The following is a 25,937-nucleotide window of genomic DNA, read 5'->3' on the forward strand; positions in this document are numbered from 1 at the left end:
CCGGCCGGCGCCTCAAGGAAAGCTCAGAGCTCGGCGCACGAACCGCGGGGGTCAGAAGGTGACGTCGGAGCAGGCGTAGAAGGCGTTCCCGGTGTCGGCGACCGTCCAGACCGCGAGGATGACGTGGTGGCCGGTGAGCCCGGTCGGCAGGACGCCGCTGTGGCTGAGCGTGGCGGGCGGGCGCCGCCCTCCGTAGGGCACCGTCAGGAACGGCGTGGGGGTGAGGTCGGCACGGGTCAGAGCGTGGTCCTGGTCCCAGCCCTGCCGGGTGACGTAGTAGGTGAAGTCGGTCGTGGCGTGCATGGCCGTGAACTGCCAGCGGAAGGTGTAGCTCTGGCCGCCGGTGACCCGGGTGACCGGCCAGGCGCCGCCCGAGGGGGTGCGCGGGGCGTCGAGCCGGGCGAAGCGGGTGTTGCCCGCGGAACAGATCCGTCCGTCGGCGGGGCCGGAGGCCGGGAAGCCCTTGGGTCCCTCGACGCTCTGCGGCTCCCACTGGATGTCGCCGCAGTTCGGCACGGTGCCGTTGGCGCAGAGCCTCTGCCGGCTGACGGGGAGGTCGGTGTAGCCGTGGCCGGTGGCGCCGCCGGTGGAGAGCACGAGGGCTCCGGCGGTCGTGAGGCCGAGCACGGCGGCGTACAACGTGGCCTTGGTGCGCATGCTGCCGCTCCTGGAGAACGTGGGGGGTTCGGTGAGCCGTGCAGGTCTAGACCAAATCTCAGATTATGGTCGTGCGGTGAACGTGTCCATACCGTTCACGGGGCGGATTCGCGGCGCCCCGCGCAGAACGCGACCGTCAAATCCCGCACCAGGACCTTGCGTTCGTAGTCGTCCAGTTCGACCAGGCCGCGCACGGTCAGCCGGGTCACCGTGTCCTCCACCGAGTCCACGACGGAGGTCAGCACGCTGGCCCGGTGGCGGGCGTCCAGCGCGGCGATGCTGCGCCGGTGCATCGCCGCCGCCACCTCGGGCGCGTACTCGACGAGCGCCGGTCGCACCGAGAGCACCTCCAGCCCGACCGGCGCCGCATCCCGCGCCACCATCCGGGTCAGCGCCTCCCCCACGGCCTCCACCGAGCCACGCCCGCCGCCCCCCGGCGGCTCCACCGCCACCCGGGCGAGTGCGGCCTCCACGCACGCCCGCAGGTACGCCTCGTGGTCGTCGATGCCGAACACGGCCCGCGCGGTGTCCCGCACCCGCCACACCGCGAGCACCACCGCCCGCACCGCCACCCCGCTCCCGTCGGCGCCCGGCATGGGGTCGCTGCGCCAGTGCCGCAGCCGCACGTCCACCCGGCGGCGCCGCACCAGCGGGTTCACCCACATCAGGCCGGTGCGCCGGACGGTGCCCCGGTAGCGCCCGAACAGGTCGAGCACCCAGGCGCGTCCGGTCCGCCCCCGGGCCAGGCCGCCGAAGCCGAGCACGCCGAGCGCGCCGGCCCCCGCGTAGGCGGCCCACTGCGGCAGCCCGATCCCGGCGCCCGCACCGGGCGGAAGCCGCAGCGCCTCCGCGGCGAGCGGCGGCAGCGCCCCCGCCCACCAGGAAGTGATCACGCAGCCCGCTGCACCGGTCGCCCCGGCGAGGACGCCCACCGTGCCGGGCAGCACCCGCGCCGGACGCTCCGCCGGTCCGGCCTCCGGCTCCGGGAGCGTCGCGGCCGGCGGCGAGGTGCCGTGCCGCAGCCGCGGCTGCTCGCCGGTGCCGTGCCGGCGTCCGACGACCGCGGGCCGCAGCGGCAGCGGCGCCGGGTCGGGGTCGTCGCGGAACAGCAGGTGGACGGGGATCTCGGTGGTCGCCTCGTTGTGGATGAGGCGGGCGGGGCGGGACGCCTGGCCGTCCGTGCATCCCGGCTTCCCGCAACCACCGGGCTCGGGTGTGTGGGACGTGGACGTCGTGCTCATACCTGCCTCCAGCCTCCGCGCCGGGCGGTTCAGGACGGTGGGTCACGCGAAGAGGCGGCGCCAGGTCTCCGGCCCCGGATGGCCGTCGGCCGCACCGCCGCGCCAGCCCTGGGCGCGCTGGAAGGCCGCCACGGCCCTGCGGTCCGCCTCCGACCAGTGCGGTCCCGGGCCGGTCGTGTAGAACCGGCCGTACCCCTTCTCCACCAGCCGCCTGCCCAGCCGGGTGACGTAGGGGCTGTCGGCGCCGGGCCGGAAGGGCGCGCCGCCCGGGTAGCCGGACACCCCGTGGGAGGCGGGGGGACCGGATCCGCCGGGCGCGGCCGGGACGTCCCGGCCCGTGCCGGTGACCAGCAGCCGCCAGGTCGCCGGGCCGGGCAGCCCGTCGGCGTCCACCCCGGTCCAGCCCTGCGCGCGCTGGAACGCCGCGGTGGCCCGGCGGTCCGCATCGGACCAGCGCGGTCCCGGCCCCTCGGCGTAGGAGGTGCGGGCGCCCCGGCCGACGAGCATCCGGCCGAGCCGGGTCACGGACGCGTTGTCGGCACCGGGCCCGAAGGAGCGCGCCCCCGGGTACGCCGCTTCCGTGACAGGCGCCCCGGCCGTGCGCGCGACGAGACCCTTGTAGCGATAGGGGACGTAATGGCTGGAGTTGACCCAGTAGGCGTACGGGGTGACCTTGCGCCGGGCGTGCGGCGGCGTCTGCTCGTAGGCCACGTAGGCGGTGCGGGTGCGGTCGGTCCAGCCGCCGAAGAGCACCACGTGCGAGCCCTTCTGCGGGTTGGCCGCATTGTGGAAGAGCAGCATGTCGCCGGGCTGGAGCTGCGCCTTGGTGATCCTGACGCCGTACCGGCCGAGGCTGCCGGTCCACTCGTTGCCGGGCAGGCGCCAGGCCATCGAGACGAAGCCGGAGCAGTCCTGGCGGTACCCGTCCGACCAGTACGCGGACGTGCGGTACGGCACCTTCGCGTCGACCCAGCGGAGGGCCCGCTCGATGATCTGCGCACGGTTCGTCGTGGGGAGGGCGTCACCGGACTCGGTACGGCCGTCGGTGCCGTCCGAGCCGAACAGCGGACCCACCTGGCCCTGGGGGGTCGCGGCGTCGTCGCCGGCCGGGTCCCGGGGCGGCGGGGAGGGCGCGTCGGCCGCGGCCGCCTGGCCCGCCGCACCGAGGGCCGCGGCGGTGACGGCCGCCACGACGAACGCGCGGGGGGCGGCGGGCCGGGCCGGGAGGTGCGGCCGGGCGCCCCGGCCGTGGACGCAGCCGGGGCAGTCGCAGTCGCTTCCGGGGTCGGTGTCCTCGAACACCGGAGGCCCCATGCGAGGTACCTCACATTTGATATGGCTATGTCCTGATCGGTGCACGTTGATCAGTCTCACAACGGTCGCGCGGGCGCGCATGTTGACGGTCCGAATGATGTACCCGGCACCCCCCGGGGAGGGCCGGGGCGCCCGGCCCGCCGCCTCCGCATCCCGGTCCGCCCACCGGCGGTCGGGATCACCTGTGCCCGTCATGTAGAGTTAACGTCGTCAGCAGGCGCCGCTAGCTCAGTTGGTTAGAGCAGCTGACTCTTAATCAGCGGGTCCGGGGTTCGAGTCCCTGGCGGCGCACGCACCGAAAGGCCCCTCGCACACGCGAGGGGCCTTTCGCTTGCCCGGACTCCGGCCTCAGGGCCGCTCCCGGTCCGGCCGCTCCGTACGGTCCGCACCCTCCGGGCGGGTCCCGTCGGAGCGCGCCGAGCCGAGCGCCCGGGGCAGGAAGGCGACGGCGACAGCGGCGGCCCCGGCGAGGAGCAGCCCGGTCACCGCGTGGGCCGCGCCGGGCACGGCCGAGGTGACGTGCGCGGCACCGGCGACGGGGGCGAACACCGGGGCGACGGGCCCGGCGGGGGCGGCCGGAGCGGCGGCCGGCCCCGCCGGGATCCGGGCGAACGGGGAATGCGCGGCCGCCTGCGCGGCGGCGGGCCGGACGGCGGTGCCCGGGGGCGGGGACGGCGGGGGTGCGGACCGGACCCCGGTGGCGGCGGCCGGGGCGAGGGCGGTGGCCGCGAGGACCCCTGTGCAGAGCGTGAGGCGAAGTGAACCCATCGTGAGACCTCCGTGCACCAGCACACGCCCCGGGGGCCCGGCCCGCACCCGCAGCACCGGAGTCGCTGCTCCGTGCGGGTGAAAAAGGTTTGAGTGGCCGGGTCAGATCCGGTCGACCAGGTCGGCGATGGAGTCGACGGTCTCGGACGGCCGGAACGGGTACCGGTCGACGTCCGCGGGCCGGGTCACGCCGGTCAGCACCAGGACGGTCCGCATCCCGGCCTCCAGGCCCGCCAGCACGTCGGTGTCCATCCGGTCCCCGATCATGGCGGAGGTCTCCGAGTGCGCGCCGAGCGCGTTCAGCCCGGCCCGCATCATCAGCGGGTTGGGCTTGCCGACGAAGTACGGCTTCTTGCCGGTGGCCGCGGTGATCAGGGCCGCCACCGAGCCGGTCGCGGGCAGGGCGCCCTCCGCCGAGGGGCCGACGTTGTCGGGGTTGGTGGCGATGAAGCGGGCCCCGTCGTTGATGAGGCGCACCGCCTTCGTCATGGCCTCGAAGGAGTAGGTCCGGGTCTCGCCGAGGATCACGAAGTCGGGGTCGTGGTCGGTGAGGATGTAGCCGACGTCGTGCAGCGCGGTGGTCAGCCCGGCCTCGCCGATGACGTAGGCGCTGCCGCCGGGCCGCTGGTCGTCCAGGAACTGCGCGGTGGCCAGGGCCGAGGTCCAGATGTTCTGCACCGGCACGTCCAGGCCCATCCGCCGCAGCCGGGCGTGCAGGTCGCGCTGGGTGTAGATGGAGTTGTTGGTGAGGACCAGGAACGGCCGGCCGGTCTCACGCAGCTTCTTCAGGAAGGCGTCGGCCCCGGGGATCGGCACGCCTTCGTGGATCAGGACGCCGTCCATGTCGGTGAGCCACGACTCGACGGGCTTGCGGTCTGCCATGTGCGCGATCTCCTGCCGTACGCGGGCCTGCGGGAGCCCAGCCTAGTGCCGTGGCCGGAAAGGGCTCCCGGCCGTCCCGCACCCCGGAGCACCCCCGGTCTCGGTGCCTCCCCGCCGGGTGGGGGCGCCTCCCCGCCGGGTGGGGGTGCCTCCCCGCCGGGTGGGGTGGGCCGGTCGCGGACGGCCGTGACGGAGCCGGAGCGGATGTCCGTCCCCGGGCGGACGCCCTCAGCGGTCCCCGGCGAGCAGGGCGGGCAGCGCGGCGACCGAGTCGAGGACGTGCGTGGCACCGGCCGCCCGGAACTCGGCGTCCCCGTGGGCCCCGGTGCGCACGCCCGCCACCAGGCCCGCCCCGGCCCGCAGGCCGCTGAGCACGTCGTAGGAGGTGTCGCCCACGACGGCGACCCGGCGCACGTCGTCGGCGGCCCCGGTCCGCAGGAACGCCTCCAGCACCATGTCCGGGAAGGGGCGCCCGCGCCCGCCCGCGTCCGCCGGGCAGAGCGTCAGCGGCACGAGGTCGCGCCAGCCGAGCGCGTCGAGGATCGCGTCCTGGGTGACGCGGGCGAAGCCGGTCGTCAGGACGACGCCGAGGCCGTCCGCGCGCAGCCGCTCGATGGTCTCGCGGGCGCCGGGGACGGGGGCGATACGGCCGTCCGCGACGAGTGCGCCGTAGGCCCGCTCGAAGACGTCGTTCGCGCGCCGGGCGCATGTCTCGTCCCCGAAGAGGTGCCGGAAGACGGAGATCTTGGACTCGCCCATGGTGGCGCGGACATGGGCGAGCTTCCCGGCGTGGTCGGCGGAGCCGGGCTCGACGCCCAGCTCGCGCGCGGCCGCGTCGAAGGCGAGTTCGACCAGGCCGCCGTCGGCGACGGTGGTGCCGGCCATGTCCAGGACGACCAGCCTGATGCCGGCGGCGCCCCCGGTGTCGGCGTCGGTGTCGGTGCCGCGTGCTGCGGTCTGCCGGTTCTCGGACGTCATCTCTCTCACCAGCCCAGTTCGTCAGCGGTCTGCTCGGCGACGGCGGGCGAGCACGTCATGCCGCGTCCGCCGGGCCCGGTCACCAGCCACGCGCGGTCGCGGACCTGCTGCCGGTGCACCACCCGGCCGGGGTCGGTGCACTGGGCGTACACCCCGGCCCAGCGGCGCCGGATCCTCGGCAGCGGGCGGCCCAGCAGGGACTCCACGACCGAGGTGAGGTGCTCGTAGGGGTCCTCGACGGTGTCGAAGGCGAAGGGGTGCTCGTACGCGTGGGTGTCGCCGATGGTCAGCCCGCCGTCGGCACGCTGCACCATGAGCAGCTGCATGCGGTGCTCGGCGGCGGTCTCCGGCTGCGGCCGGCGGGCGTTCAGCTCGTCGAGCGCCGCGGAGGCGTACGCGGGGTAGTAGCGGAAGCTGTCCGCGTCGGCGACCGAGGTCGGCAGCGGCTCGCCGAGCGGGTCGGTCTGCATCATCTGCAGCCGCACCCGGCGCACGGGCAGGCCGGGCCCGGCCAGTTCCCGCACCAGGCCGCCGAGCCAGGCACCCGTGCACAGCACCACCGCGTCGCCCGTGTGCAGCTCGCCGTGGTCGTCGCGCACGGCTCCCGCGCCGACGACGTCGCGGACCTCGCGGCCGGGCAGGAAGGTGTAGCGCGGGGAGGCGAGCAGCTCGGCGCGCAGGGCGAGCTGGGCGGTGCGGGGTTCCACGGCCGCGTCGCGCTCGCAGTACAGGGCCGCGTCGAAGGCGCCCCGCAGGGCGGGGTTGAGGGCGCGCGCCTCGGCGGGGGTGAGCAGCTCGTGCCCGCGGGCGGCGGCGTCCTCGCGGGCCGCCGCCGCCTCGGCGACGGCGAGCTCCAGGGCTCCGCGGACCGGGGTGAGGGAGCCGTTGGCACGGAAGCCGAGCGCCGGGACGCGGGCGCCGATCTCCTCCCACAGCTCCCGCGCCCGCAGTGCGGTGTCCAGCTCCTCCCCGCCCGCGCGGCCGCTCACCCAGATCTGCCCGAAGTTGCGCAGCGAGGCGCCGCGGGCCTCGGCCTCGCGCTCGATCTGCACCACCTCGTGGCCGCGCGCCACGGCCTGCCACGCGTGCATGGTGCCTACCACGCCCGCTCCCACGACGATCACTCTCACGACGGCAACGCTCCTCGGGGTCGGAAACCGGAGACATTCGGCTGTCGTTCCGAGCCTGACCGAGACGATCGCGATTGGGCTAGACCCGTTATCCATTCGTGATGAAATGGCGGTCGGACGACGACACCGTCCGGACCGGTCCGGACCGGGCGGCTCGCACGGGCACCGCCCCGCGGCGGACCCGTGCGCGAGGCGCGGCACCGCGCAGGCTGCGGGCCTCTGCGCGCCGCAGGTCGCGGCGCGGGGCGGTGCAGATCGCGGGGCGGGGCGGTACAGGTCGCGGGGCGGTTCATGTCGCGGGGCGGTTCATGTCGCGGGCCGGTGGTCGCGGCTCCGGCCGCGGCGCGGGGCGGCGCAGGCGGCCGCCGCTCAGCCGCGCAGATGCGTCGAGAAGGAGAAGCGGTCCCCGCGGTACAGCGTCCGTACCCGTTCCAGCGGGAGCCCCTCGGCGTCCCGGGACACGCGGTGCATCAGCAGCATCGGCAGGGCCGGGGGCGTGCCGACGAGCAGCGCCTCGCGGGGCGTGGCGAGCACCGTCTCGATCCGCTCGTCGGCGTCGCCGAAGACGACGCCCCGTTCCCGCAGGTAGGCGTAGAAGGAGGAGTCGGGGTCGAAGTCGGCGTCCAGGCGGGGGACGCGGTCCACCGCCACGTAGGTGCTCTCCAGGCCGACCCGCTCGTCGTCGGCGAGCAGCACGCGCTCCAGGTGCCACACGGGCGTGCCCCGGGTGAGCCCCGTCTCGGCGGCGAGGGCGTCCGGGCAGGGGAACTGCTCCAGGCCCACGAGGGCCCGCCCGGGGGTGCGCCCCTGGCGCCGGACGCCCTCGGTGTAGCTGGCCAGGGACAGCGGCTGCTCCAGCTTGGGCCCGGCGACGACGGTGCCCCGCCCACGGCGGCGCAGCCTGCCCTCCAGGACCAGCTCGCGCAGCGCCTGGCGCACGGTCTCGCGGGCGACCCCGTACTCCTCCGACAGGTCGCGCTCGGTGGGGATCGGCCGCCCCTCGCCGAGCTGCGCGACGAGGTGGCCGATCCGCGCCTTCACCGCGTAGTACTTCGGAATGCGGCCGTGCTCCGGGATGCCGGCGCGGACGGGGGCGCCGGGCGCCTGGTCGTTCGGGTAGTCCACCCCGGGATCGTCGCAGACCGGCGCGCGGCCGCGGGCGGTGCCTCCGGGCGGGCCGGTACCGGCGGCACCCCGGGCGGGCCTCCAGCCCGGCGTGCCGGGTCCTACGCCTCCCCCCGGCCGAACAGCGGCGCCAGCAGCAACTGGGCCGCGCCCTCCGCGACCCCGCGTGCGCCGCCGGGCGCGATACGCACGGGGACGGCGCGGGCCGGGAGCCCCTCGCGCCGGGCGCGCGCACCCAGCACCGCGGCCACGCCCGCCCGGAACGCGTCCGGCGCGGCGGCGACCGTTCGGCCGCCGAGGAGGACCAGGTCGATGTCGAGGAGCCCCACGAGGTTCGCCGCCCCGGCGCCCAGGACGCGGGCCGCCTCCCCCGCCTCGCCGCGCTCCACGGCGGCCAGGCACAGCGCCTCGATGCAGCCGCGGTCACCGCAGCCGCACGGCGGGCCGTCCAGCTGGATCACCTGGTGCCCGAACTCACCGGCCCCGGTCCGCGGCCCGCGGTGCACGTGCCCGCCGATCACCAGACCGGCGCCGAGCCCGGTCCCGAGGTGCAGGTACGCGAAGGAACCGCCCTCGCCCGCGACCGCGAGTCCCAGGGCGGCCGCGTTGGTGTCCTTGTCGACCACCACGGGCACGCCGAGCCGCCGGGCCAGCGCGTCGCGCAGCGGATGGCCGTCCCACTGCGGGAACCCCGTCACCCGGTGCAGCACGCCCCGGACGTGGTCGAGCGGGCCGGGCAGCGCCACCCCGACCCCGAGCAGCGAACCGGCGGCGGGGAGGGCGCCCGCGCGAGGACCGGATCCGGGGAGCGCGCCCTCGCCGGGACCGGCCGCGAGGAGCACACCCGGGCCGGGACCGGAGTCGGGGAACGTACCCGCGCCGGAACCGGAATCGGGGAGGAGGGCCCCCGCGCCGGGGCCGAGGCGCGCGCCCCCGCGGGGGCCGGCCCCGGCCGCCGGCGACGTGGACTCCCCCGCTCCCCCCAGCACCTGCGCCACCAGTGCCTCGACCTCGGCGGCCACGCCCTCCACCACGCGGTCCGCGGGATCCCCGAGGTCCAGCGGGCGGCGGCGTTCGCCGACCACGGTGCCGTCGAGGTCGGCCAGGACCGTGCGCACCTCGTCCCGGTCGACGTGCACGCCCACGGCGTGCGCCGCCTCCGGCACCAGGCGCAGCACCGTCCGCGGCTTGCCCCCGGTCGACGCCCGCCGTCCCGCCTCCGCCGCCAGTCCGTCCTCGCGGAGCCGTGCGGTGATCTTGCTGACCGCCTGCGGGGTGAGCCCGGTCCGCTCGGCCAGCTCCAGCCGGCTGATGCCCTGCGCACCGGCGGCGCGCAGCAGGTCGAGCACCAGGGCGGTGTTGTGGCTGCGCAGCGCCAGCAGGTTCGCCCCCGTCGCCGCGCTCCGCATGCCCGCCATCCCCGCCGTCCCCGCCGTCCCCGTCACCGTGCCGCCCTTCCGCCGGCCGCCCGATCAGCCGACCGCTCCCTCATTGTCCCCCGCGCTTGCACTTTGGCAACAGCGTTGCGAAAGTAGGGCGCATGACTGGCACGCCCCTGACCGGTACCCCCCTGCGCGTCGGCCTCGTCGGCTACGGCCTCGCGGGCTCCGTCTTCCACGCCCCGCTGATCGCCGCGACCGAGGGCCTGGCCCTGGACACGGTCGTCACCTCGAACCCCGAGCGCCGGGCGCAGGCCCTGGCGGAGTTCCCGGACGTCCGCGTCGTGGCCCGCCCCGAGGAGCTGCTCGACCGGGCCGGCGACCTCGACCTGGTCGTCGTGGCCTCCCCCAACAAGACGCACGTCCCACTGGCCAGCGCCGCCCTGGAGGCCGGTCTGCCGGTGGTCGTGGACAAGCCGGTCGCCGGCACCGCGGCCGAGGCGCGGGACCTGGCCGCCCTGGCCGAACGACGCGGCCTGCTGCTCTCGGTCTTCCAGAACCGCCGCTGGGACAACGACTTCCTCACCCTGCGCCGGCTGATCGCCGACGGCGGCCTGGGGGACGTATGGCGGTTCGAGTCCCGGTTCGAGCGGTGGCGGCCGCGGCCCAAGGGCGGCTGGCGCGAGTCCGGTGACCCCGCCGAGATCGGCGGCCTGCTCTACGACCTCGGCAGCCACGTCGTCGACCAGGCCCTGGTGCTGTTCGGCCCCGCGACCGCCGTCTACGCGGAGGCGGACGTCCGCCGGCCGGGCGCCGAGGCCGACGACGACACGTTCATCGCCGTCACCCACGCCGGTGGCGTCCGCTCCCACCTCCACGTGTCCGCCACGGCCGCCCAGCTCGGCCCGCGCTTCCGGGTGCTCGGCTCGCGGGCCGGCTTCGTCAAGTACGGCCTGGACCCGCAGGAGGCGGCGCTGCGCGAGGGCGGCCGCCCCGGCACCGGGCCCGGCTGGGGTGCCGAGCCCGAGGAGCTGTGGGGCCGGCTGGGCGCCGGCGAGTCCCCGGTGACCGGCGGCGGGAGCGCCGTGCCGACGCTGCCGGGCGACTACCCCGCGTACTACGCCGCCGTCGCCGCCGCGCTGCGCGAGGGCGCCCCGAACCCGGTGACGGCACGGGAGGCGGCAGCCGCGCTCGACGTCCTCGAAGCGGCCCGCCGCTCCACCCGCGACCGTGTGGAGGTCACCCTGTGAGCAGCGACAAGACGGCCTCCCCGGGGGCCGCGGCGGAGAGCACGCCCACCGTGGAGGAACTGGAGGCGCAGGAACGCCGCCTGGTCTTCCGCCGGTTCACCCACGACGACGCCTGGGCGCTCGGATCGCTGCTGGTGGAGCTGGCCCGGGAGCGGCAGGCCCCGGTCGCCGTCGACATCCACCGCGCGGGCCAGCAGCTCTTCCACGCGGCGCTGCCCGGCTCCACGCCCGACAACGACGCCTGGATCGCCCGCAAGCGCCGGGTGGTGGAGCGCTACGGCGCCGCCTCCTACCTGGTGGGCTCGCGCTTCCGGGCCAAGGGCACGACGTTCGAGGCGTCCTCGCGCCTCGACCCGGACGTCTACGCGGCGCACGGCGGCTCCTTCCCGGTCCGGGTCGCCGACGTGGGCGTGGTCGGCGCGGTGACGGTGTCCGGTCTGCCGCAGGTGCAGGACCACCTGCTGGTGGTGGAGGCACTGGAGCGGTTCCTGGGTGCGGGCGGCCCGATCGCCCGTCCGGGCGAACGGCGGGAATGACCGGGTCCCGCCCCCCGGTTGGGACGGTCGGCAGGCGCGGTGATCACCGCGCGGCACCCGTCCGGAGGGATCGGAACCGATGAGCGACAGCGCAGGACCCCTGAAGGAGACCGTCGGCCGGTACGGCGTCTGGAGCATCGGGCTCCGCTCGGAGGACCCGGAGCGGCGCGGCGAACGGGCCGAGGCGGCGGCCGAGCTGGAGGAACTCGGCTACGGCGCCGCCTGGCTGGGCGGCAACACCACCGCCGCCCACGCCGCCCCGCTCCTGGCGGCGACACGGCGGCTCGTGGTCGGCACCAGCATCCAGAGCATCTGGCAGCAGGAGGCCGAGGTGACCGCCGCGGAGTTCGCCGCACTGGAGGCCGCGCATCCCGGCCGCTTCGTGCTCGGCCTCGGGGTGAGCCACGGCCCCCGGGTGGCCGGCTACCACCGTCCGTACGGGGCGATGGTGGACCACCTCGACGCCCTCGACGCGGCGGGCGTGCCCGCCCCGCGCCGGGCACTGGCCGCCCTCGGTCCCCGCATGCTGGAGCTGTCCCGGGACCGCGCGGCCGGGGCGATCCCGTACCTGGGCACGCCCGAGCACACCGCCCGCGCCCGCGGGATCCTCGGGGACGCACCGCTGCTGGCACCGGAGTTCAAGGTCGTCCTGGAGTCCGACCCGGCCCGCGCCCGCGGGATCGCCCGCGCCTACCTCGCCGACTACCTGAAGCTCCCCAACTACACCGACAACTTCGTGCGCCTGGGCTTCACCGAGGCCGACGTCGAGGGCGGCGGCAGCGACCGGCTCCTGGACGCGGTGTTCGCATGGGGCGACGACAGCCGCATCCGCGCCCGCGTCGAGGAGTTCCTCGCGGCGGGCGCGGACCACGTGGCGCTCCAGGTGGTCACCGGCGCCCCGCGCGAGGCACTCCCGCGGGAGGAGTGGCGCAGGCTGGCCGCCCTGCTGTCCTGAGCGGGGGCGCCGGCTGCCTCCGCATCCCCGCCGGGGGCGTCCTCAGGCGTCCTTCAGTTCCTGCCGTTGCCGGCCGAGTCCCTCGACCTCCAGCTCGACCACGTCCCCGGCCCGCAGGTAGGGCTTCGGCGCGGGCCGCCCCAGGGCGACCCCGGCGGGCGTGCCCGTGCTGACGACGTCCCCCGGGTACAGCGTCATGAACCGGCTGACGTAGCGCACCACCTCGGCCACCGGGAAGATCTGCTCAGCGGTCGAACCGTCCTGCTTCAGCTCGCCGTTGACCCACAGCCGCAGCGCCAGCCGCTGCGGGTCGGGCACCTCGTCGGCGGTGACCAGCCACGGGCCGAGCGGGGTGAACGTCTCGCAGTTCTTCCCCTTGTCCCAGGTCCCGCCCCGCTCCATCTGGAACTCCCGCTCGGAGACGTCGTGCGCCACCGTGTACCCGGCGACGCACGCGAGCGCCTCCCGGGGCGTGTCCAGGTAGCGCGCGGTGCGCCCGATGACGACCGCCAGCTCCACCTCCCAGTCCGTGCTGGTGGAGCCGCGGGGGACGAGCACGGTGTCGTCCGGCCCGACGACGGTGTCCGGCGCCTTGAGGAAGACCACCGGCTCGGCCGGCGGCTCGGCGCCGGTCTCGCGGGCGTGGTCGTGGTAGTTCAGCCCGATGCACACGATCTTGCCGATCCCGGCCAGCGGCGGACCGGTCCGCAGCCCGTCCGCGTCCAGCGCGGGCAGTGTGCCGGACTCCGCGGCGGCGCGGATCCGGTCGAGCCCCGCCCCGTCGGCGAGGAGGGCGCCGTCGATGTCCGGCACGAGTCCCGACAGGTCCCGCAGGGTCCCCCCGGCGTCCAGCAGCGCGGGCCGCTCCGCTCCCGCCGTACCGACGCGCAGCAGCTTCATGTTCCCCAACTCCCTCGATCGCGGGCGCCCGCCGCGGAACGCGACCGGGTGCGGCGGACCGCGCACCGTCGGAGGACCGGTCGATCCTCCAGGCCCCGAGGTCCGGCCCGCAACACCCCGTTCACGTACTGGACGGCAGGGGCGGCCGGCGGTGGAGCAGGGCCCGCTCGGCCGCGCTCCACGCCGTGCTGGTGACGACATACAGCGCGGCGGCCAGCGGGACGACCGCGACCGTGACCAGGGTGAGGAAGGGCAGGTACGGCGCGACCCTGCCCAGCGCGGCCGCACCGGGCGCCTCCGCGTCCCCGCCCGGTGCGCGCCCCGCGGCACGCGCACCGGCACCCGCGGCCGTCCGGCGCGCCCTGAGGAAGGCGACGGCGGCGACCGCGGCCGTCACCGCGAACAGCACCGCGTAGACGGCTCCCCGGGCACCGAGGACCTGCCCGCCGGCGAGGAGGTCCGTCCACCGCCCGCCCAGCGGGGCGCCGAACAGCCGGTGCTCCAGCAGCCGGTCCCCGCCGCCGGCCGCGCCCGAGAACAGCCGGTACAGCACGAAGAACGCGGGCAGTTGCAGCAGTGAGGGCAGGACGCCGGACAGCGGCGACACGTTCTCCTCGGCGTGCAGCTCCAGCAGGGCGCGCCGCAGCCGCTCCGGATCCCTCCGGTGCCTCCGGCGCAGTTCGGCGACCCGGGGCCGGAGCGCCTCGCGCGCCCGCTGCCCGCGTGCGGCGGCCCGGGAGAGGGGGTGGACGAGCAGGCGGACGAGCGCGGTGAACAGGACGATCGCGGCGGCGGCCGCGCAACCGTGGAACAACGGCCGGAGCAGCTCGGCGAGCTGCTCGACCAGGGTGGCGAAGACGGACATGGGTGAGCCCTCCGGGGGTCTCGTCGTGCCGGACTGCGACAAAGGCGGCATGACGACCCGCGCGGGGTCATGGCGAGAGCACGGGCGGCACCGGCCGGCCCGAGCGGACGTGTCCCTACGCGGTGGTCGCCGGGAGGGTGCGCCCGGGTGCCCGGGGACGTGAGCGGCCCGCGGCGTCGGGGTCGCGCTGGGGCAGGAAGGCCGTACGGCGGTCGCGGTCGCGGATGGCCGTACGCACCCGGGTGGGCGGCACGGCGGGCGCGCACCGCGCGGCCGCCAGCAGGCAGGCGAGGAGCGCGGAGCCGGCCGCGGCGGTGGCAGCGGCGGCGAGGGCGACGGTCGCGGAGAGGCTGCCCAGGTCGAGCAGCGCGACGAGCAGGACCGGCAGCAGCAGCACGGCGGCGGAGCGCGCCCACGCCCGGTCTCCGAACCGGCCGGTCACCACGCTGCTCCCCCTCCCCCCACGTCCACGGCCACGCGGCCCTCCCGTGCCCGGGAATCGCCCCTGTGCCCACAGAGACGAACGACGGCGTACGGGGGTTCCCGCCGCGGACGTCCGGCGGGTGCAGGCCGGTGGCGTCCCGCACAGGACCCTGGCCTGCACATATCTCACCGTTGTCACCGCACGGCAGTACGGTGTCCCCCATGCGCCCCGACACGCCTGCCGAGAACGTCGACCACGCCGCCGAAGCGGCCCGCCTGGAGCGGACCGCCGGCCTGTACCCCGAGGACGCCGAGGCCCTGCTGCTCCAAGCCGCGGCCCACCTGGAGGTGTCCGGCGACCGCCCCGCCGCGACGGCGCTCTACGACCGCCTGCTGTCGTCCGCCGACGGCCTGGAGAATCCGCACCTGGTCCGGGCCCTGAAGGCGGCGAACCTGTGGGAGTACGGCCACGAGGCCGAGGCCCGCGCGATCATCGACGGCGTCCGCACGGCGGCCCCGCGGGACCCGGCCCCCTGGGTGATCGTCGCGGAGGCTCTGGAGTCCCACGACGAACTGGAGGCGGCGCACGAGACGTTCACGGAGGGCGCGCGGCTGCTCCTGACGGACGTGACGGAGCCGCCGTACGCCACGCGCCCGCTGCTCTTCGGCCGCCACCGGGTGCGGCGCATGCTGGGCCAGGCGCACGACGCGTGGGACGCGCTGGCCGACACCCTGCACGACTCCCCGGTCTCCCTGGACGAACTCCACGACCCCAAGCGCGTCTGGTCCCTCGGCTCGGAGAACCCGGCCGAGCTGGCCGCCGAGATCAACCGCCTGCGCGCCGAACTGGGCGCCGCCCGGGAGGCCCTGTCCCGCCCGTTCCCGGTGGCGGTCCTGCACTGGCCCGCCGGAGAACTGACCGAACTGGTCGCCGACTACCCGGACCTGTCCGCCGAGTACCCCTCCTACGAGCAGCACCTGGCGACGATAGAGGCGTCCCTGCGCGAGCTGTCCTCCTCCGGCACCGCGAACCTGGGCATCGTCACGGGCACGGTCCCCTCCTACGAGGCCTTCGCCGCCTCGGAGGGCTCCTCCCCCACCGACACGACCCTGCTCCCCCAGTACGCGACCACGCTGGCAGCCCGCGGCCGCGCAGCGGCGTGGCCGCCCCAGCGGGACGCGGCGTGCTGGTGCGGGTCGGGGAAGGGGTACGGGGGGTGTCACGGGGCGGGGGTCTGACTCCGCCAGCGGGGACCGGTGGGAGCGAGCGGGCGCCACATCCGCGCCGCCGCCTCCCATCCGCCGGTCTTCGGCACTCGGTTGTCGGTGGCGCCTGTTAGAACAGAGTCACATCGGCGTGTGATCGAGGGGGTCGCGGTGACGGAGGCGGGGGACCTGGCGGAGCCGGCTGCCGGGGTGTACGAGAAGCTCATCACCCAGGGCGTGCTCGATGATCTGGAGCGGCTGGGGGCCGCAGGCTGGAAAGCCGTCGACGTGGAGGTGAGCCCCGAGTCCTCCCCCCACGTGCTCGCCCGGCACATCGCCGACACGGCTGCTCGCAGGCTTCTCCAGCTCCCGCCCGACCAGCAAGTCCCCTTCGCCAACCGGGTGCTGGAGGCACTGTCCGGCGACGCAGACGGCACGGGGACCGGCAGCAGGGTCGTCGAGGGTCCCCGGCAGCTGCTCGCCCTGGCCGGGAAGGAGGCACCCGGCGCCTACGCGATCCGCCCGCTCACCCCGCTGTCCGAGACGTCACTGCTGACCAACGCACCGGAGGACCTCAACCTCGGGGCGGAGCTGCGGGCCGAGCTGACGACCGCGGACCGGATCGATCTGCTCTGCGCCTTCGTCAAGTGGTACGGCATCCGGGTCCTGGAAGACGCACTCCTCGCCGCCCGGGCACGGGGGGTGGAGATCCGGGTCATCACCACCACGTACATGGGGGCGACCGACCGCCACGCGCTCGACCGGCTCGTCCGCGACTTCGGCGCCACCGTCAAGGTCAACTACGAGATCCGCTCCACGCGCCTGCACGCCAAGGCCTGGCTCTTCCGGCGCAGGACCGGCTTCGACACGGCCTACGTGGGCAGCTCGAACCTGTCACGGGCCGCCCTCCTCGACGGTCTCGAGTGGAACGTGCGGCTGTCCTCCGTCGCCACGCCGGCGGTACTGGACAAGTTCGAGGCCACCTTCGACGCGTACTGGAACGACACCGCTTTCGAGGCCTACGACCCCGACGTGCATGCCGAGCGTCTCGACGGCGCGCTCGCGCAGGCCGGCGGGACCAGCTCGAACCCCGACCTCAAGATCAACCTCTCGGGTCTCGAGGTGCGCCCCTTCCCCCACCAGCGGGACATGCTGGAGCGTCTGGCCATCGAGCGCGGGATCCGCGGGCGGCACCGCAACCTGCTGGTCGCCGCCACCGGGACCGGCAAGACCGTGATGGCGGCCCTGGACTACCGGGCTCTGTGCAGGGCTTCCGAGGGCCGGCGGCCGCGGCTGCTGTTCGTGGCACATCGCAAGGAGATCCTGCGGCAGTCCCTGCGGACCTACTGCGAAGTGCTGGACGACGCGTCCTTCGGGGAGTTGCTGCACTCGGGTGCGGAACCGGCCGCGTGGGACCACGTCTTCGCCAGCGTCCAGTCGCTCAACGTCCAGCGTCTCGAGCAGTTGGCCCCGGACCACTTCGACGTCATCGTCATCGACGAGTTCCACCATGCCACCGCCGCCACCTACCGGCGCGTCATCGACCACTTCGCGCCGAAGGAACTGCTGGGCCTGACCGCCACGCCCGAGCGGATGGACGGGCTCACCGTCCAGGACGAGTTCTTCGAGGGACGCATCGCCGCGGAGCTGCGGCTCTGGGAGGCCCTGGAGAACGACCTGCTGTGCCCCTTCCACTACTTCGGCATCCCTGACGGGACGGATCTGACGCAGCTGGGCTGGCAGAGGGGTGCGTACGCGGACCACGAGCTCGGCAATCTGTTCACCGGGCACGAAGCCCGCGCCCGCATCGTCGTGAAACAGATCCGGGACAAGGTCTCCCGCCCGGGAGCCATGCGGGCGCTGGGCTTCTGTGTGACGAAGGCACACGCCCACTTCATGGCGGACTTCTTCCGCAGGGCGGACTTCCGGGCCGTGGCACTCGACAGCGACACTCCGGCCGACGCGCGCGCCCAGGCGCTGGCCGACCTGAGGGACGGCAAGATCCAGGTGATCTTCTCCGTCGACCTCTTCAACGAGGGGCTGGACATCCCCGACGTCGACACCCTGCTCCTGCTGCGCCCCACCAACAGCGCCACCGTCTTCCTGCAGCAGTTGGGCCGCGGACTGCGCCGCACCGAGACGAAGCCGGTGCTCACCGTGCTGGACTTCATCGGCCAGCACCGGGCGGAGTTCCGCTTCGAGGAGCAGTTCAGAGCGCTGACCAACCTGTCGCGGAACAGGCTCGTGGACCACATCGAGCGCGACTTCCCGCAGCTTCCCTCGGGCTGCCAGATCATCTTGGAGGGCAAGTCCAAGGACCTGGTCCTGGAGAACATCCGGACGCAGCTGGGCGCCACCGTGAAGACGCTGGTGAGCGAGGTCAGGTCCTACGGCACGCCCCTCCTGGCCGACTACCTCCGTGAGAGCCGCCGGGAGATCAAGGAGCTGTACAAGAACGACACCTCATGGACCGCGGTCCTGCGCAGGGCCGGCCTCGTCGAGGAACCGGCGCCGCCGGGAGAGGCGGCACTGCTCAAGCGGGTGCACGCCTTCCTCCACGTGGACGACCCGGAGCGCGCTCAGGCGTACCTGCGCCTCCTCGACGACGGCGCTCCGGCGTACGAGGAGCTGGACCCGGCCGACCAGGCCTACGCACGCATGCTGTTCTTCAACCTCTGGGACAACGCGGGCGGCTTCGCCGGCTTCCAGGAGGGGCTGGAGTCCCTCCGTCCGCAGCGAGCGTTCCGCGACGAGCTCAGACAGCTCCTCGCGTACGTCAGTGACCGGACGGACCACCTCCCCCTGCCGCTGGCCGGCCGGCTCGAGCAGATCCCGTTGAAGGTGCACAGCGCGTACAACCGCTCGGAGATCCTGGCCGCCCTGGGCGTGGCCCGGTTCGGCGGTCAGATGCCGCGTTCCTTCGCCCAGGGGGTGCAGTGGGTCGCAGAGCTCCACACGGACGCCCTCCTCATCACGCTGGAGAAGAACGAGAAGGACTTCTCCCCGACCGTGCGCTACAAGGACTACGCGCTGACCCCGACTCTGTTCCACTGGGAGTCGCAGAACAGCACGGCCGCCGATTCCCCCACCGGTCTGCGGTACCGGCGGCACAAGGAGCAGGACGGCACGGTCCTGCTGTTCGTGCGGCGCTACAAGAACACCGACATAGGCAAGTCCCAGCCCTGGATCCTCCTCGGCCCCGCCGCCTACGAAAGCCACACCGGCAGCAAGCCCATGGCCATCACCTGGCGTCTCGGCCACGAGCTGCCCGCCGACGTGTGGACGTACTCGGCGATCACGGGAAGCTGATCGGGCGCAGGGCCCGCCCGCACCCCCCGTCCCGTGGCCCCGGAGGGCCTCAGTCGGTGGTGGGGCGGGCGGAGCCCTCGTTGCCAGGCGTCGGGGCCGCCGGGGCCGGGCGTCGGGGCAGGTGCCGGCTGAGGGGGAGGGCGGCCGTGCCCAGGAGGAAGCCGTGGACCGTGACCAGGCCGTGGCCGTTGGACTGGGTGAGCCACATGGCCAGGCCGGCGAGCGGGGCGGCGAGGGCGAGCAGGCGGGTCTTCATGGTGGGCGCCGTCAGCAGGAGGGCGCCGGCGAGGGTGGCGGCCAGGAAGTACGTCGCGCCGGAGCTGCCGGCGAAGTTCCTCGGGTCGGTGCTGTGCGCGGTCTCGCCGAACAGCGCGTCGATCCGCTCGGGCAGCAGGATGCCCGCGGCGAACAGCACCAGCATGAGCGGGCCGCGCCAGAACCACTGCGCCAGGGCGGCGACCACGGCCAGCGTGACGATGTTCCATGCGCCGCCGGACAGGCCGCCGTTCTGCAGGAAGACCGCGGTGACCACCCGCCACCAGCCGCTCCGGCGCGGGTCGTCGTCCAGGGCGTCCATCGCTCCCGGCCAGGACAGTTGCAGGACCACTCCGCCGATCGCCACCGCGGTGAGGCCGACGGCCGCCCACGGCACGGGCCGGCAGCGCAGGGTGTCCTCGCCGACCAGGGCGAGGCCGCTCTTGAAGAGCAGCACCATCAAAGCGGCGGTGGTCAGGTTGAACACTATGGCGCCCACGCGGATCCGTCCCCCGGTGAAGATCATCGTCTTGGGTCGGGACGCACCCTAGCGGGGGCGGGGCGGGGGCGGCCACCGGGGAGGAAACGGGAGGTTCTAGTCTCGGGGACGTCGAGGACCGACGAGGACGCATTCAGGAGGCGCGTGATGGCGAAGGTTCCCAGTGCGGTGGTCGCCGCGGGCGGGCTCGTCGGAGGGTACGGCGTGGCGCGGTGGACGGGGAAGCGGCCGCTGGGCGGGGTCGTGCTGGCCGTCGCGGGGGCCGCGGCCGCCCAGCAGTGGCGGCAGCGGGCAGGTGGCCGGGCCGCCGGTGCGCTGACGGCCGGCTACGTCGCGGCGTTCGCCGGATCGCATCCGCTGGCGAAGAGGGTCGGCGCCTGGCCGTCGGTCCTCGGGGTCGCCGGTGCGGTCGCGCTGGCCTCCTGGGCGGTCGCCGACCGGCGGGGCTGAACCCTCCGCGCGGGTGCGTCGTCCGCGGCGGTGCACCGGCCGCCGCGGCTTCGACCCCGGGGACGGCCTCCTCCCCCGGACGGCCTCCTCCCAGGACGGCCTCTGTCCCGGGGGCGCCATCCCGGGACAGAGGCCGTCCTGGGATGGCGCCCCCGGGACCACGACACCGGCGTCACGACCGCCCTGACCTCACGACCACCCCGGCGCCGCGGCCGCCCCGGTCTCGCCGCCACACCGGCGTCGCGACGGCACCGGCAGACACGACGACACCGGCGTCCCGCCGTTGAGGCGACGACGCCGGTGTCCTGTCGGGAACGGTGGCCGTACCCGCGTCACGCCGGGGACGACGACGGCGGCGCGATGCCGCCCTCGCGCCCGGCGGACGCCGCCTTCGCCTTCGCCGCTACCGCCGACAGCGGCTTGGCGATGTCCTCCAGGGAGCGCCGTTCGGCGTTCACCGCGAGCAGCGCGGCGACCAGGCCCGCCACGCACATCAGCACGGCGCCGATGGAGAACGCGAGGACCGTGTCGCCGATGTTGCCCGTGCCGGTGAGGTCGGCGAACAGCAGCGGCCCGCTGATGCCGCCGGCCGCGGTGCCCAGGGCGTAGAAGAAGGCGATGGACATCGCCCGGGTCTCCATGGGGAAGATCTCGGAGACGGTCAGGTAGGCGCTGGAGGCGCCGGCCGAGGCGAAGAAGAGGACCGCGCACCAGCACGCCGTCAGCGTCCCGGCGCCGAGCGCGCCCTGGTCGAACAGCCAGGCCGTGCCGAACAGCAGCACTCCGGACAGCAGGTACGTCGTCGAGATCATGACCCGGCGGCCGACCGTGTCGAAGAGCTTGCCGAGGAGAAGCGGGCCGAGGAAGTTGCCGACCGCGATGACGACGAAGTAGTAGCCGGTGTGGTCGGCGGGGACGTGGAAGAACTTGGTCAGGATGGCACCGAAGCCGAAGGTGATCGCGTTGTAGAGGAACGCCTGGCCGATGAAGAGGGAGAAGCCCAGCACGGCCCGCTTACGGTAGTCGGAGAAGACGGTGCGGCCGATCTCCAGGAAGGAGACGGCGCGGCGCTGGTGGATGGTGATCTCGCCGTGCGCCTCGGGCAGCGGCCGGCCCTGTTCTTCCTCGATGCGCTGTTCGATGCCGCTGACCACCTGCTCCGCCTCGCGGTCCCGGCCGTGGATCATCAGCCAGCGCGGACTCTCGGGGACGTGCCGCCGGACCAGAAGGATCACCAGGGCCAGGACGGCGCCGAGGGCGAAGGTCAGCCGCCAGCCGACGTCCGCGGCGAGGAAGTCGGTGTTCAGCGCGGGGATCGAGAGCAGGGAGCCGGCGACCGCGCCGACCCAGAAGCTGCCGTTGATCATCAGATCGACGCGTCCGCGGTAGGGGGCGGGGATCAGCTCGTCGATCGCGGAGTTGATCGCCGCGTACTCGCCGCCGATGCCGAAGCCGGTGAGGAAGCGGAAGAGGAAGAACCACCAGGCGTCGAAGGACAGCCCGGTCAGCGCGGTGGCCGCCAGATACACCGCAAGGGTGATCATGAAGAGCTTCTTGCGGCCGAAGCGGTCGGTCATCCGGCCCCAGAACAGGGCACCGACGCAGGCGCCCGCCACATAGAGGGCGGCGGCCAGACCGGTGACCTGGCCGGAACTGATCGCGAGCCCGCTGCCCGGTTCGGACAGGCGTCCGGCGATGTTGCCGACGACCGTCACCTCCAGGCCGTCGAGGATCCACACGGTCCCGAGACCGATCACGATCGTCCAATGCCAGCGTGACCAGGGAAGCCGGTCGAGGCGTGCGGGAATGTTGGTGGTCACGGTGGGGCCGGGATCGGCCGGTGCGGTGGTCATGGGCTCCCTCCTCATTGAGCGAGAACCACCATCGGGTGCCCCCAACATGGCGAGTTCACGCCAGGCACGCACCCGGCCACTCGGCGGAGCGCGTGCACGCGCTCCGGCCGCCGGCGCCCTACGCCCCCAGCACCCGCGACACCGTGTAGATCAGCAGGCCGGCCAGGGAGCCCACGACCGTGCCGTTGATGCGGATGAACTGCAGGTCGCGCCCGATGTGGGCCTCGATCTTGCGGGTGGTGTGCTCGGCGTCCCAGCCGGCGACGGTGTCGGTGATCAGGGAGGTGATCTCCGCGCGGTACGTCGTCACCACGTACACCGCGGCGCCCTCGACCCAGCGGTCGACCTTGCCCTGGGCCCTGGGGTCGGACGCCATCCTGGCGCCCAGGGACAGCAGGGAGGCCCGGACGCGCAGCCGCAGCTCGCTGCGCTCGTCCTCGGCCGCCGAGACGATCATGGAGCGGACCGCGGTCCACGCGGAGGCGATCAGGTCCTGCACCTCGCCGCGGCCCAGCACCTCGCCCTTGAGGCGTTCGACGCGGGCGCGGGTGTCGGTGTCGGACTGGAGGTCGCCGGCGAAGTCCGTGAGGAACCGGTCGAGGGCGCCGCGCGCCGGGTGGGAGGGCATGTCGCGCATCTCGGTCGTGAAGCGCAGCAGCTCCTTGTAGACCCGCTCGCCGACCTTCCGGTCGACGAACTTCGGGGTCCAGCCGGGCGCGCCGCCCTGGACGGCGTCCATCACGGAGTCGCTGTGCAGGACCAGCCAGTCGTGCGCGCGGGAGACGACCAGGTCGACGGCGCGGCGGTGGCCGCCGTCGGCGACGATCCGCTCCAGCATCTTGCCGAGGCCGGGGCCGATCTCCTGGGCGCCGGCACGGCGGGTGACGGCCTCACCGACCACCGCCTGGACGTCGGAGTCCCGCAGGACCGTCAGGGCGCCGCGCAGCGCGGTGGCCAGTTCGGCGGTGACGCGGTCGCCGTGTTCGGGGACGGCGAGCCAGGCGCCGAGGCGGCTGCCGATGCCGACGGCGCGCAGCCGCTGGCGGACCACGTCCTCGGAGAGGAAGTTCTCGCCGACGAAGTCGCCCAGGGACACCCCGAGCTGGTCCTTCTTGGTGGGGATGATCGCGGTGTGCGGGATGGGCAGGCCGAGGGGATGGCGGAAGAGGGCGGTGACGGCGAACCAGTCGGCCAGCGCGCCGACCATGCCGGCCTCGGCGGCCGCGGCGACGTATCCGGACCAGGGGCCGGCGCCGGCCTGGTCGGCGAACCGGGCGAGGACGTAGACGACGGCGACGAGCAGCAGCAGGGCGGTCGCGGTGAGCTTCATGCGGCGTACGCCGCGCTGCCGCTCCTCGTCGGCGGCGCTGAACACGGTCATGGCCCGGCGCGAGGCGGCACCGGCCGCAGCAGCGCCGGCCGTCGCGGGCCCGGTCCTCCCGGGCCCGCCCGAAGCGGGTTCCGAGCCCGCGCGCCCGCTCTTCGCGGCCCCGGAGGCCGTCCCCTGTGGTGTCGTACGTTCCATACGCTCCGCCTGTCCCGTGATCCCGCACACAATTGTCCCTTCCTGAGCTACTCCCGGAACGGAACCGAAGTTCCCGGCGTCCGTCCGAGGGGGAGAATCGGGCAGGGCCCTGTCAACTCCCCCCGGTCCATGCCTCATCATGGATCCGTAGGTTCGGAGCCACGGGCTCCCGTCGCCCGAGGAGAACAACGCCCGCATGACCAAGCGTCACGTCGGGGGTGTGGGGCCCGCTGTGGAGCAGCCGACGTCGGCGGCGCCCGCCAGGCACCGCGCCCTGCCCGCCGCGATCACCGCCGTGATCGCCGTCCTGGCCCTCGCCCTCTACGCCGGGCTCGCCCCCGGCGACGACTCCCCCACCCACGCGGTCTCCGCCGACCGCGCCCCGCACGACTCCGCGGCGCCGGCCTCCTCCGGTGCCTGGGTCGGAGCCTGGTCGACCTCCCCGGCGGGGGCCGAACCCGGCACGGAGATCACCGGCATGGCGGGCCGCTCGGTCCGCAACGTGGTGCACACCGGCGTCGCGGGGACGAGTGCCCGTATCACGCTGTCCAATCTCTACGGGCAGTCGCCGCTGACGGTCACGCACGCCTCGATCGCGGTCGCCGCGGGCCCCGCCACGGCCGCCGCCGTGCCCGGCACGATGCGCCGGCTCACCTTCTCCGGCTCCGCGTCCGTCGTCGTCCCGCCCGGCGGGCAGGTGATGAGCGACGCCGTGCGCATCGCCCTGCCGCAGGGCAGCGACGTGATGGTCACGACCTACTCCCCCACTCCGTCCGGGCCGGTCACCTACCACCCGCACGCACGCCAGATCTCGTACGTCGCCCAGGGCGACCGCGCCGAGGACGCGACCGGGGCGCCGTACGCGCAGCGGACGCGGTACTGGCGCTACCTGACCGCGCTGGACGTCCTCAGCAACGAGTCGGACGGCACCGTCGTCGTCTTCGGCGACTCCATCACGGACGGCATCACCTCCACCGAGAACGCCAACCGCCGCTGGACCGACGCCCTTTCGGACCGGCTGCGGGCCGCGGTGCGGGCCGGTGCGGACGTGCCGCGCTACAGCGTGGTCAACCAGGGCATCAGCGGCAACCAGGTGCTCACGGGCGGCCTCGGCCGGCCCGCCGACAACCCCAGCGGCCTGAACCGCTTCGGGCGGGACGTGCTGGAGCGCACCGACGTGAAGGTCGTCGTCATCGACCTCGGCGTGAACGACATCCTGCGCAACCCGGTCCTGGCCGACCCGGTGAAGATCACGGACGGCCTGCGCACCCTGGTCCGCGAGGCCCACGCCCACGGGCTGAAGGTCGTCGGGGCGACCCTCATGCCGCTCCAGGGCCACCGGGGCTGGACACCGGCCCGCGAGGCGGTCCGGCAGCGGGTCAACGCGGAGATCCGGTCGGGACGGGTCTACGACGCGGTGGTCGACTTCGACCGGGCGCTGCGGGACCCGGCCGCACCGGGCCGACTGCGCCCCGACTTCGACTCGGGGGACCACCTTCACCCGAGCGACAAGGGCTTCCAGGAGATGGCCCGGGTCTTCGACCTGGCGGCCCTGATGGGTGCCGGACAGGCCCAGCTCTAGCCGGGCGCGGGAGCCGGCTGCTCCCCCGGTCACGGGCGCGAGCCGACGGCGGGCCCGCGCCCCGCGCGCCGGCCTAGCTAGTGCCCGTGGCCCTGCCGCCGGCGGTCCCGGGTCTGCCAGCGCTCCTCGCGGCGGGCGGACTGCAGCTCGCGCCGCTCGCTGCGGCGGTCCAGCCGCTCCTGCCGGCGCTGCTCCTTCAGCCGCATCCGCTCCGCCCGGGTCACCTTGCGCTCGATCCCGACCCCGCCGAAGAGGGCGAGGCCGGTGACGACCACGCGCGGGGCGCCCGGCTCGGCCGGCACGCCCTCCTCGCCGTGGTCGAAGCCGCCCATGATGCCGACACCGCGGACGACGACCTCGACGCCCGGCGGGACGATCACCTCCACGCCGCCCATGATCGCCACGCAGTTGATCTCCACCTCCCGGGCGGCGAAGTCCGCCTCGCGCAGGTCGATCTCGCCGCCGCCCCAGAAGGCGAAGCAGGTGAGCCGCCGCGGCATGGTCCAGCGCCCCTTGCGCTGGAACCCGGACATGACGGCGACGGCCCACGACGGGGCGGCCTCGTCCCGGCTGTCGAGGATCCGGGCCGCCCAACTTCCCCGGGGAGCAGGCTCCTTGCTCAGGGACACCACCGGAGCCGGGACCCCGGCCCCCGGGAGGTCCCGGGTGAGCGGCGCCAGTTCGCCGTACGTGCGGGCCCGGTAGGCGGCCTCCAGGCGCTCCCCGAACTCCTCCATGTCCAGGCGCCCCTCGGCCACGGCGTCCCGCAGGACCTCGGCGACTCGTTCACGATCGGCGTCGGAGGCGCGCAGCTCCGGGGCATCGTCGGTCATGGGCAGCAGCCTACGAGTTCCC

General features: G+C 74.7%; 23 protein-coding genes and 1 tRNA gene. 8 read left to right on the forward strand and 16 right to left on the reverse strand.

What is annotated here, in order from left to right:
- Nucleotides 1-51: 51 nt before the first annotated feature.
- From P3H78_RS03435 to P3H78_RS03445, 3 genes are all read right to left on the reverse strand, one after another.
- Entirely contained in the window at nt 52-657 is a 606-nt protein-coding gene (locus P3H78_RS03435) for a lytic polysaccharide monooxygenase auxiliary activity family 9 protein (protein ID WP_276107210.1), read from the reverse strand.
- Between the two features lie 95 nt (nt 658-752).
- Nucleotides 753-1,898, reverse strand: coding sequence for an SPFH domain-containing protein (locus tag P3H78_RS03440; protein ID WP_276107211.1), 1,146 nt, complete (start codon nt 1,896-1,898; stop codon nt 753-755).
- A 42-nt stretch (nt 1,899-1,940) separates the two neighbouring features.
- On the reverse strand, nt 1,941-3,212 hold the full coding sequence (locus P3H78_RS03445; RefSeq protein ID WP_276107212.1) for a peptidoglycan-binding protein: 1,272 nt from the start codon (nt 3,210-3,212) through the stop codon (nt 1,941-1,943).
- 217 nt (nt 3,213-3,429) lie between these two features.
- Between P3H78_RS03445 and P3H78_RS03450 the strand changes: the two genes are divergently transcribed.
- Nucleotides 3,430-3,503 (forward strand) — tRNA-Lys (locus P3H78_RS03450).
- A 57-nt stretch (nt 3,504-3,560) separates the two neighbouring features.
- Here the strand turns inward: P3H78_RS03450 and P3H78_RS03455 are convergent.
- The 6 genes from P3H78_RS03455 to P3H78_RS03480 form a co-directional block, all read right to left on the reverse strand.
- The gene (locus P3H78_RS03455; protein ID WP_276107213.1) at nt 3,561-3,980 is read right to left on the reverse strand and encodes a hypothetical protein; all 420 of its coding nucleotides are present in this window, start codon (nt 3,978-3,980) and stop codon (nt 3,561-3,563) included.
- A 102-nt stretch (nt 3,981-4,082) separates the two neighbouring features.
- Nucleotides 4,083-4,862 carry an HAD-IIA family hydrolase gene (locus P3H78_RS03460; RefSeq protein ID WP_276107214.1) on the reverse strand — a complete coding sequence of 260 codons (780 nt, stop codon included), beginning with the start codon at nt 4,860-4,862 and terminating at the stop codon, nt 4,083-4,085.
- A 228-nt stretch (nt 4,863-5,090) separates the two neighbouring features.
- The gene (locus tag P3H78_RS03465) at nt 5,091-5,840 is read right to left on the reverse strand and encodes a phosphonatase-like hydrolase (RefSeq protein ID WP_276107215.1); all 750 of its coding nucleotides are present in this window, start codon (nt 5,838-5,840) and stop codon (nt 5,091-5,093) included.
- 5 nt (nt 5,841-5,845) lie between these two features.
- Nucleotides 5,846-6,970 (reverse strand): TIGR03364 family FAD-dependent oxidoreductase, encoded by a 1,125-nt coding sequence (locus P3H78_RS03470; RefSeq protein ID WP_276107216.1) that lies wholly within the window; start codon nt 6,968-6,970, stop codon nt 5,846-5,848.
- A 369-nt stretch (nt 6,971-7,339) separates the two neighbouring features.
- A complete protein-coding gene (locus P3H78_RS03475; protein ID WP_276107217.1) occupies nt 7,340-8,095 on the reverse strand; it encodes a GntR family transcriptional regulator in 756 nt (251 codons plus the stop codon).
- A 101-nt stretch (nt 8,096-8,196) separates the two neighbouring features.
- Complete coding sequence (locus tag P3H78_RS03480) at nt 8,197-9,504, reverse strand: ROK family transcriptional regulator (protein WP_276107218.1); 1,308 nt, start codon at nt 9,502-9,504, stop codon at nt 8,197-8,199.
- A gap of 131 nt (nt 9,505-9,635) precedes the next feature.
- Between P3H78_RS03480 and P3H78_RS03485 the strand changes: the two genes are divergently transcribed.
- From P3H78_RS03485 to P3H78_RS03495, 3 genes are all read left to right on the forward strand, one after another.
- Nucleotides 9,636-10,724 carry a Gfo/Idh/MocA family protein gene (locus tag P3H78_RS03485; RefSeq protein ID WP_276107219.1) on the forward strand — a complete coding sequence of 363 codons (1,089 nt, stop codon included), beginning with the start codon at nt 9,636-9,638 and terminating at the stop codon, nt 10,722-10,724.
- A complete protein-coding gene (locus tag P3H78_RS03490; RefSeq protein WP_276107220.1) occupies nt 10,721-11,260 on the forward strand; it encodes a heme-degrading domain-containing protein in 540 nt (179 codons plus the stop codon). Before P3H78_RS03485 ends, P3H78_RS03490 begins: the two co-directional genes overlap by 4 nt.
- 79 nt (nt 11,261-11,339) lie before the next feature.
- The gene (locus P3H78_RS03495; RefSeq protein ID WP_276107221.1) at nt 11,340-12,215 is read left to right on the forward strand and encodes a TIGR03620 family F420-dependent LLM class oxidoreductase; all 876 of its coding nucleotides are present in this window, start codon (nt 11,340-11,342) and stop codon (nt 12,213-12,215) included.
- A gap of 42 nt (nt 12,216-12,257) precedes the next feature.
- Here P3H78_RS03495 and P3H78_RS03500 read toward each other — a convergent pair whose 3' ends face one another.
- The 3 genes from P3H78_RS03500 to P3H78_RS03510 all read right to left on the reverse strand — a co-directional run bounded on the left by P3H78_RS03500 (nt 12,258) and on the right by P3H78_RS03510 (nt 14,422).
- Nucleotides 12,258-13,115 (reverse strand): fumarylacetoacetate hydrolase family protein, encoded by an 858-nt coding sequence (locus tag P3H78_RS03500; protein WP_276107222.1) that lies wholly within the window; start codon nt 13,113-13,115, stop codon nt 12,258-12,260.
- Between the two features lie 121 nt (nt 13,116-13,236).
- On the reverse strand, nt 13,237-13,980 hold the full coding sequence (yidC, locus tag P3H78_RS03505) for a membrane protein insertase YidC (protein WP_276107223.1): 744 nt from the start codon (nt 13,978-13,980) through the stop codon (nt 13,237-13,239).
- A gap of 115 nt (nt 13,981-14,095) precedes the next feature.
- A complete protein-coding gene (locus P3H78_RS03510) occupies nt 14,096-14,422 on the reverse strand; it encodes a DUF6412 domain-containing protein (RefSeq protein ID WP_276107224.1) in 327 nt (108 codons plus the stop codon).
- 203 nt (nt 14,423-14,625) lie between these two features.
- Here P3H78_RS03510 and P3H78_RS03515 point away from each other — a divergent pair, with 203 nt between their 5' ends.
- Nucleotides 14,626-15,642, forward strand: a complete 1,017-nt coding sequence (locus P3H78_RS03515; RefSeq protein WP_276107225.1) for an SEC-C domain-containing protein — start codon at nt 14,626-14,628, stop codon at nt 15,640-15,642.
- Nucleotides 15,643-15,780: 138 nt separating this feature from the next.
- Entirely contained in the window at nt 15,781-18,918 is a 3,138-nt protein-coding gene (locus P3H78_RS03520; RefSeq protein ID WP_276107340.1) for a DEAD/DEAH box helicase, read from the forward strand.
- 49 nt (nt 18,919-18,967) lie between these two features.
- Here the strand turns inward: P3H78_RS03520 and P3H78_RS03525 are convergent, their stop codons facing one another.
- A complete protein-coding gene (locus P3H78_RS03525; RefSeq protein WP_276107226.1) occupies nt 18,968-19,672 on the reverse strand; it encodes a hypothetical protein in 705 nt (234 codons plus the stop codon).
- Nucleotides 19,673-19,819: 147 nt separating this feature from the next.
- On the opposite strand from P3H78_RS03525, the gene P3H78_RS03530 reads away from it, so the two are divergent.
- Nucleotides 19,820-20,122 carry a hypothetical protein gene (locus P3H78_RS03530; protein WP_276107227.1) on the forward strand — a complete coding sequence of 101 codons (303 nt, stop codon included), beginning with the start codon at nt 19,820-19,822 and terminating at the stop codon, nt 20,120-20,122.
- Nucleotides 20,123-20,454: 332 nt separating this feature from the next.
- Here the strand turns inward: P3H78_RS03530 and P3H78_RS03535 are convergent, their stop codons facing one another.
- The gene (locus P3H78_RS03535; protein WP_276107228.1) at nt 20,455-21,975 is read right to left on the reverse strand and encodes an MFS transporter; all 1,521 of its coding nucleotides are present in this window, start codon (nt 21,973-21,975) and stop codon (nt 20,455-20,457) included.
- 118 nt (nt 21,976-22,093) lie between these two features.
- The gene (locus tag P3H78_RS03540) at nt 22,094-23,356 is read right to left on the reverse strand and encodes a DUF445 domain-containing protein (protein WP_276107229.1); all 1,263 of its coding nucleotides are present in this window, start codon (nt 23,354-23,356) and stop codon (nt 22,094-22,096) included.
- A 340-nt stretch (nt 23,357-23,696) separates the two neighbouring features.
- Here P3H78_RS03540 and P3H78_RS03545 point away from each other — a divergent pair, with 340 nt between their 5' ends.
- Nucleotides 23,697-25,082: an SGNH/GDSL hydrolase family protein gene (locus P3H78_RS03545; RefSeq protein ID WP_276107230.1), complete on the forward strand. Its 1,386-nt coding sequence runs from the start codon at nt 23,697-23,699 to the stop codon at nt 25,080-25,082.
- 77 nt (nt 25,083-25,159) lie between these two features.
- Here the strand turns inward: P3H78_RS03545 and P3H78_RS03550 are convergent, their stop codons facing one another.
- Nucleotides 25,160-25,915 carry a DUF1707 domain-containing protein gene (locus P3H78_RS03550; RefSeq protein WP_276107231.1) on the reverse strand — a complete coding sequence of 252 codons (756 nt, stop codon included), beginning with the start codon at nt 25,913-25,915 and terminating at the stop codon, nt 25,160-25,162.
- Nucleotides 25,916-25,937 lie beyond the last annotated feature (22 nt).

The organism is Streptomyces tropicalis, from assembly GCF_029269835.1.
Taxonomy (GTDB): Bacteria; Actinomycetota; Actinomycetes; order Streptomycetales; family Streptomycetaceae; genus Streptomyces; species Streptomyces tropicalis.

Bases quoted from the DNA above. Each gene is read 5' to 3' on its own strand.
- P3H78_RS03435 (WP_276107210.1), bottom strand. From the start codon at position 657: ATGCGCACCAAGGCCACGTTGTACGCCGCCGTGCTCGGCCTCACGACC.
- P3H78_RS03440 (WP_276107211.1), bottom strand. From the start codon at position 1,898: ATGAGCACGACGTCCACGTCCCACACACCCGAGCCCGGTGGTTGCGGG.
- P3H78_RS03445 (WP_276107212.1), bottom strand. From the start codon at position 3,212: ATGGGGCCTCCGGTGTTCGAGGACACCGACCCCGGAAGCGACTGCGAC.
- P3H78_RS03455 (WP_276107213.1), bottom strand. From the start codon at position 3,980: ATGGGTTCACTTCGCCTCACGCTCTGCACAGGGGTCCTCGCGGCCACC.
- P3H78_RS03460 (WP_276107214.1), bottom strand. From the start codon at position 4,862: ATGGCAGACCGCAAGCCCGTCGAGTCGTGGCTCACCGACATGGACGGC.
- P3H78_RS03465 (WP_276107215.1), bottom strand. From the start codon at position 5,840: ATGACGTCCGAGAACCGGCAGACCGCAGCACGCGGCACCGACACCGAC.
- P3H78_RS03480 (WP_276107218.1), bottom strand. From the start codon at position 9,504: ATGCGGAGCGCGGCGACGGGGGCGAACCTGCTGGCGCTGCGCAGCCAC.
- P3H78_RS03485 (WP_276107219.1), top strand. From the start codon at position 9,636: ATGACTGGCACGCCCCTGACCGGTACCCCCCTGCGCGTCGGCCTCGTC.
- P3H78_RS03495 (WP_276107221.1), top strand. From the start codon at position 11,340: ATGAGCGACAGCGCAGGACCCCTGAAGGAGACCGTCGGCCGGTACGGC.
- P3H78_RS03500 (WP_276107222.1), bottom strand. From the start codon at position 13,115: ATGAAGCTGCTGCGCGTCGGTACGGCGGGAGCGGAGCGGCCCGCGCTG.
- yidC (WP_276107223.1), bottom strand. From the start codon at position 13,980: ATGTCCGTCTTCGCCACCCTGGTCGAGCAGCTCGCCGAGCTGCTCCGG.
- P3H78_RS03515 (WP_276107225.1), top strand. From the start codon at position 14,626: ATGCGCCCCGACACGCCTGCCGAGAACGTCGACCACGCCGCCGAAGCG.
- P3H78_RS03530 (WP_276107227.1), top strand. From the start codon at position 19,820: ATGGCGAAGGTTCCCAGTGCGGTGGTCGCCGCGGGCGGGCTCGTCGGA.
- P3H78_RS03535 (WP_276107228.1), bottom strand. From the start codon at position 21,975: ATGACCACCGCACCGGCCGATCCCGGCCCCACCGTGACCACCAACATT.
- P3H78_RS03540 (WP_276107229.1), bottom strand. From the start codon at position 23,356: ATGACCGTGTTCAGCGCCGCCGACGAGGAGCGGCAGCGCGGCGTACGC.
- P3H78_RS03545 (WP_276107230.1), top strand. From the start codon at position 23,697: ATGACCAAGCGTCACGTCGGGGGTGTGGGGCCCGCTGTGGAGCAGCCG.
- P3H78_RS03550 (WP_276107231.1), bottom strand. From the start codon at position 25,915: ATGACCGACGATGCCCCGGAGCTGCGCGCCTCCGACGCCGATCGTGAA.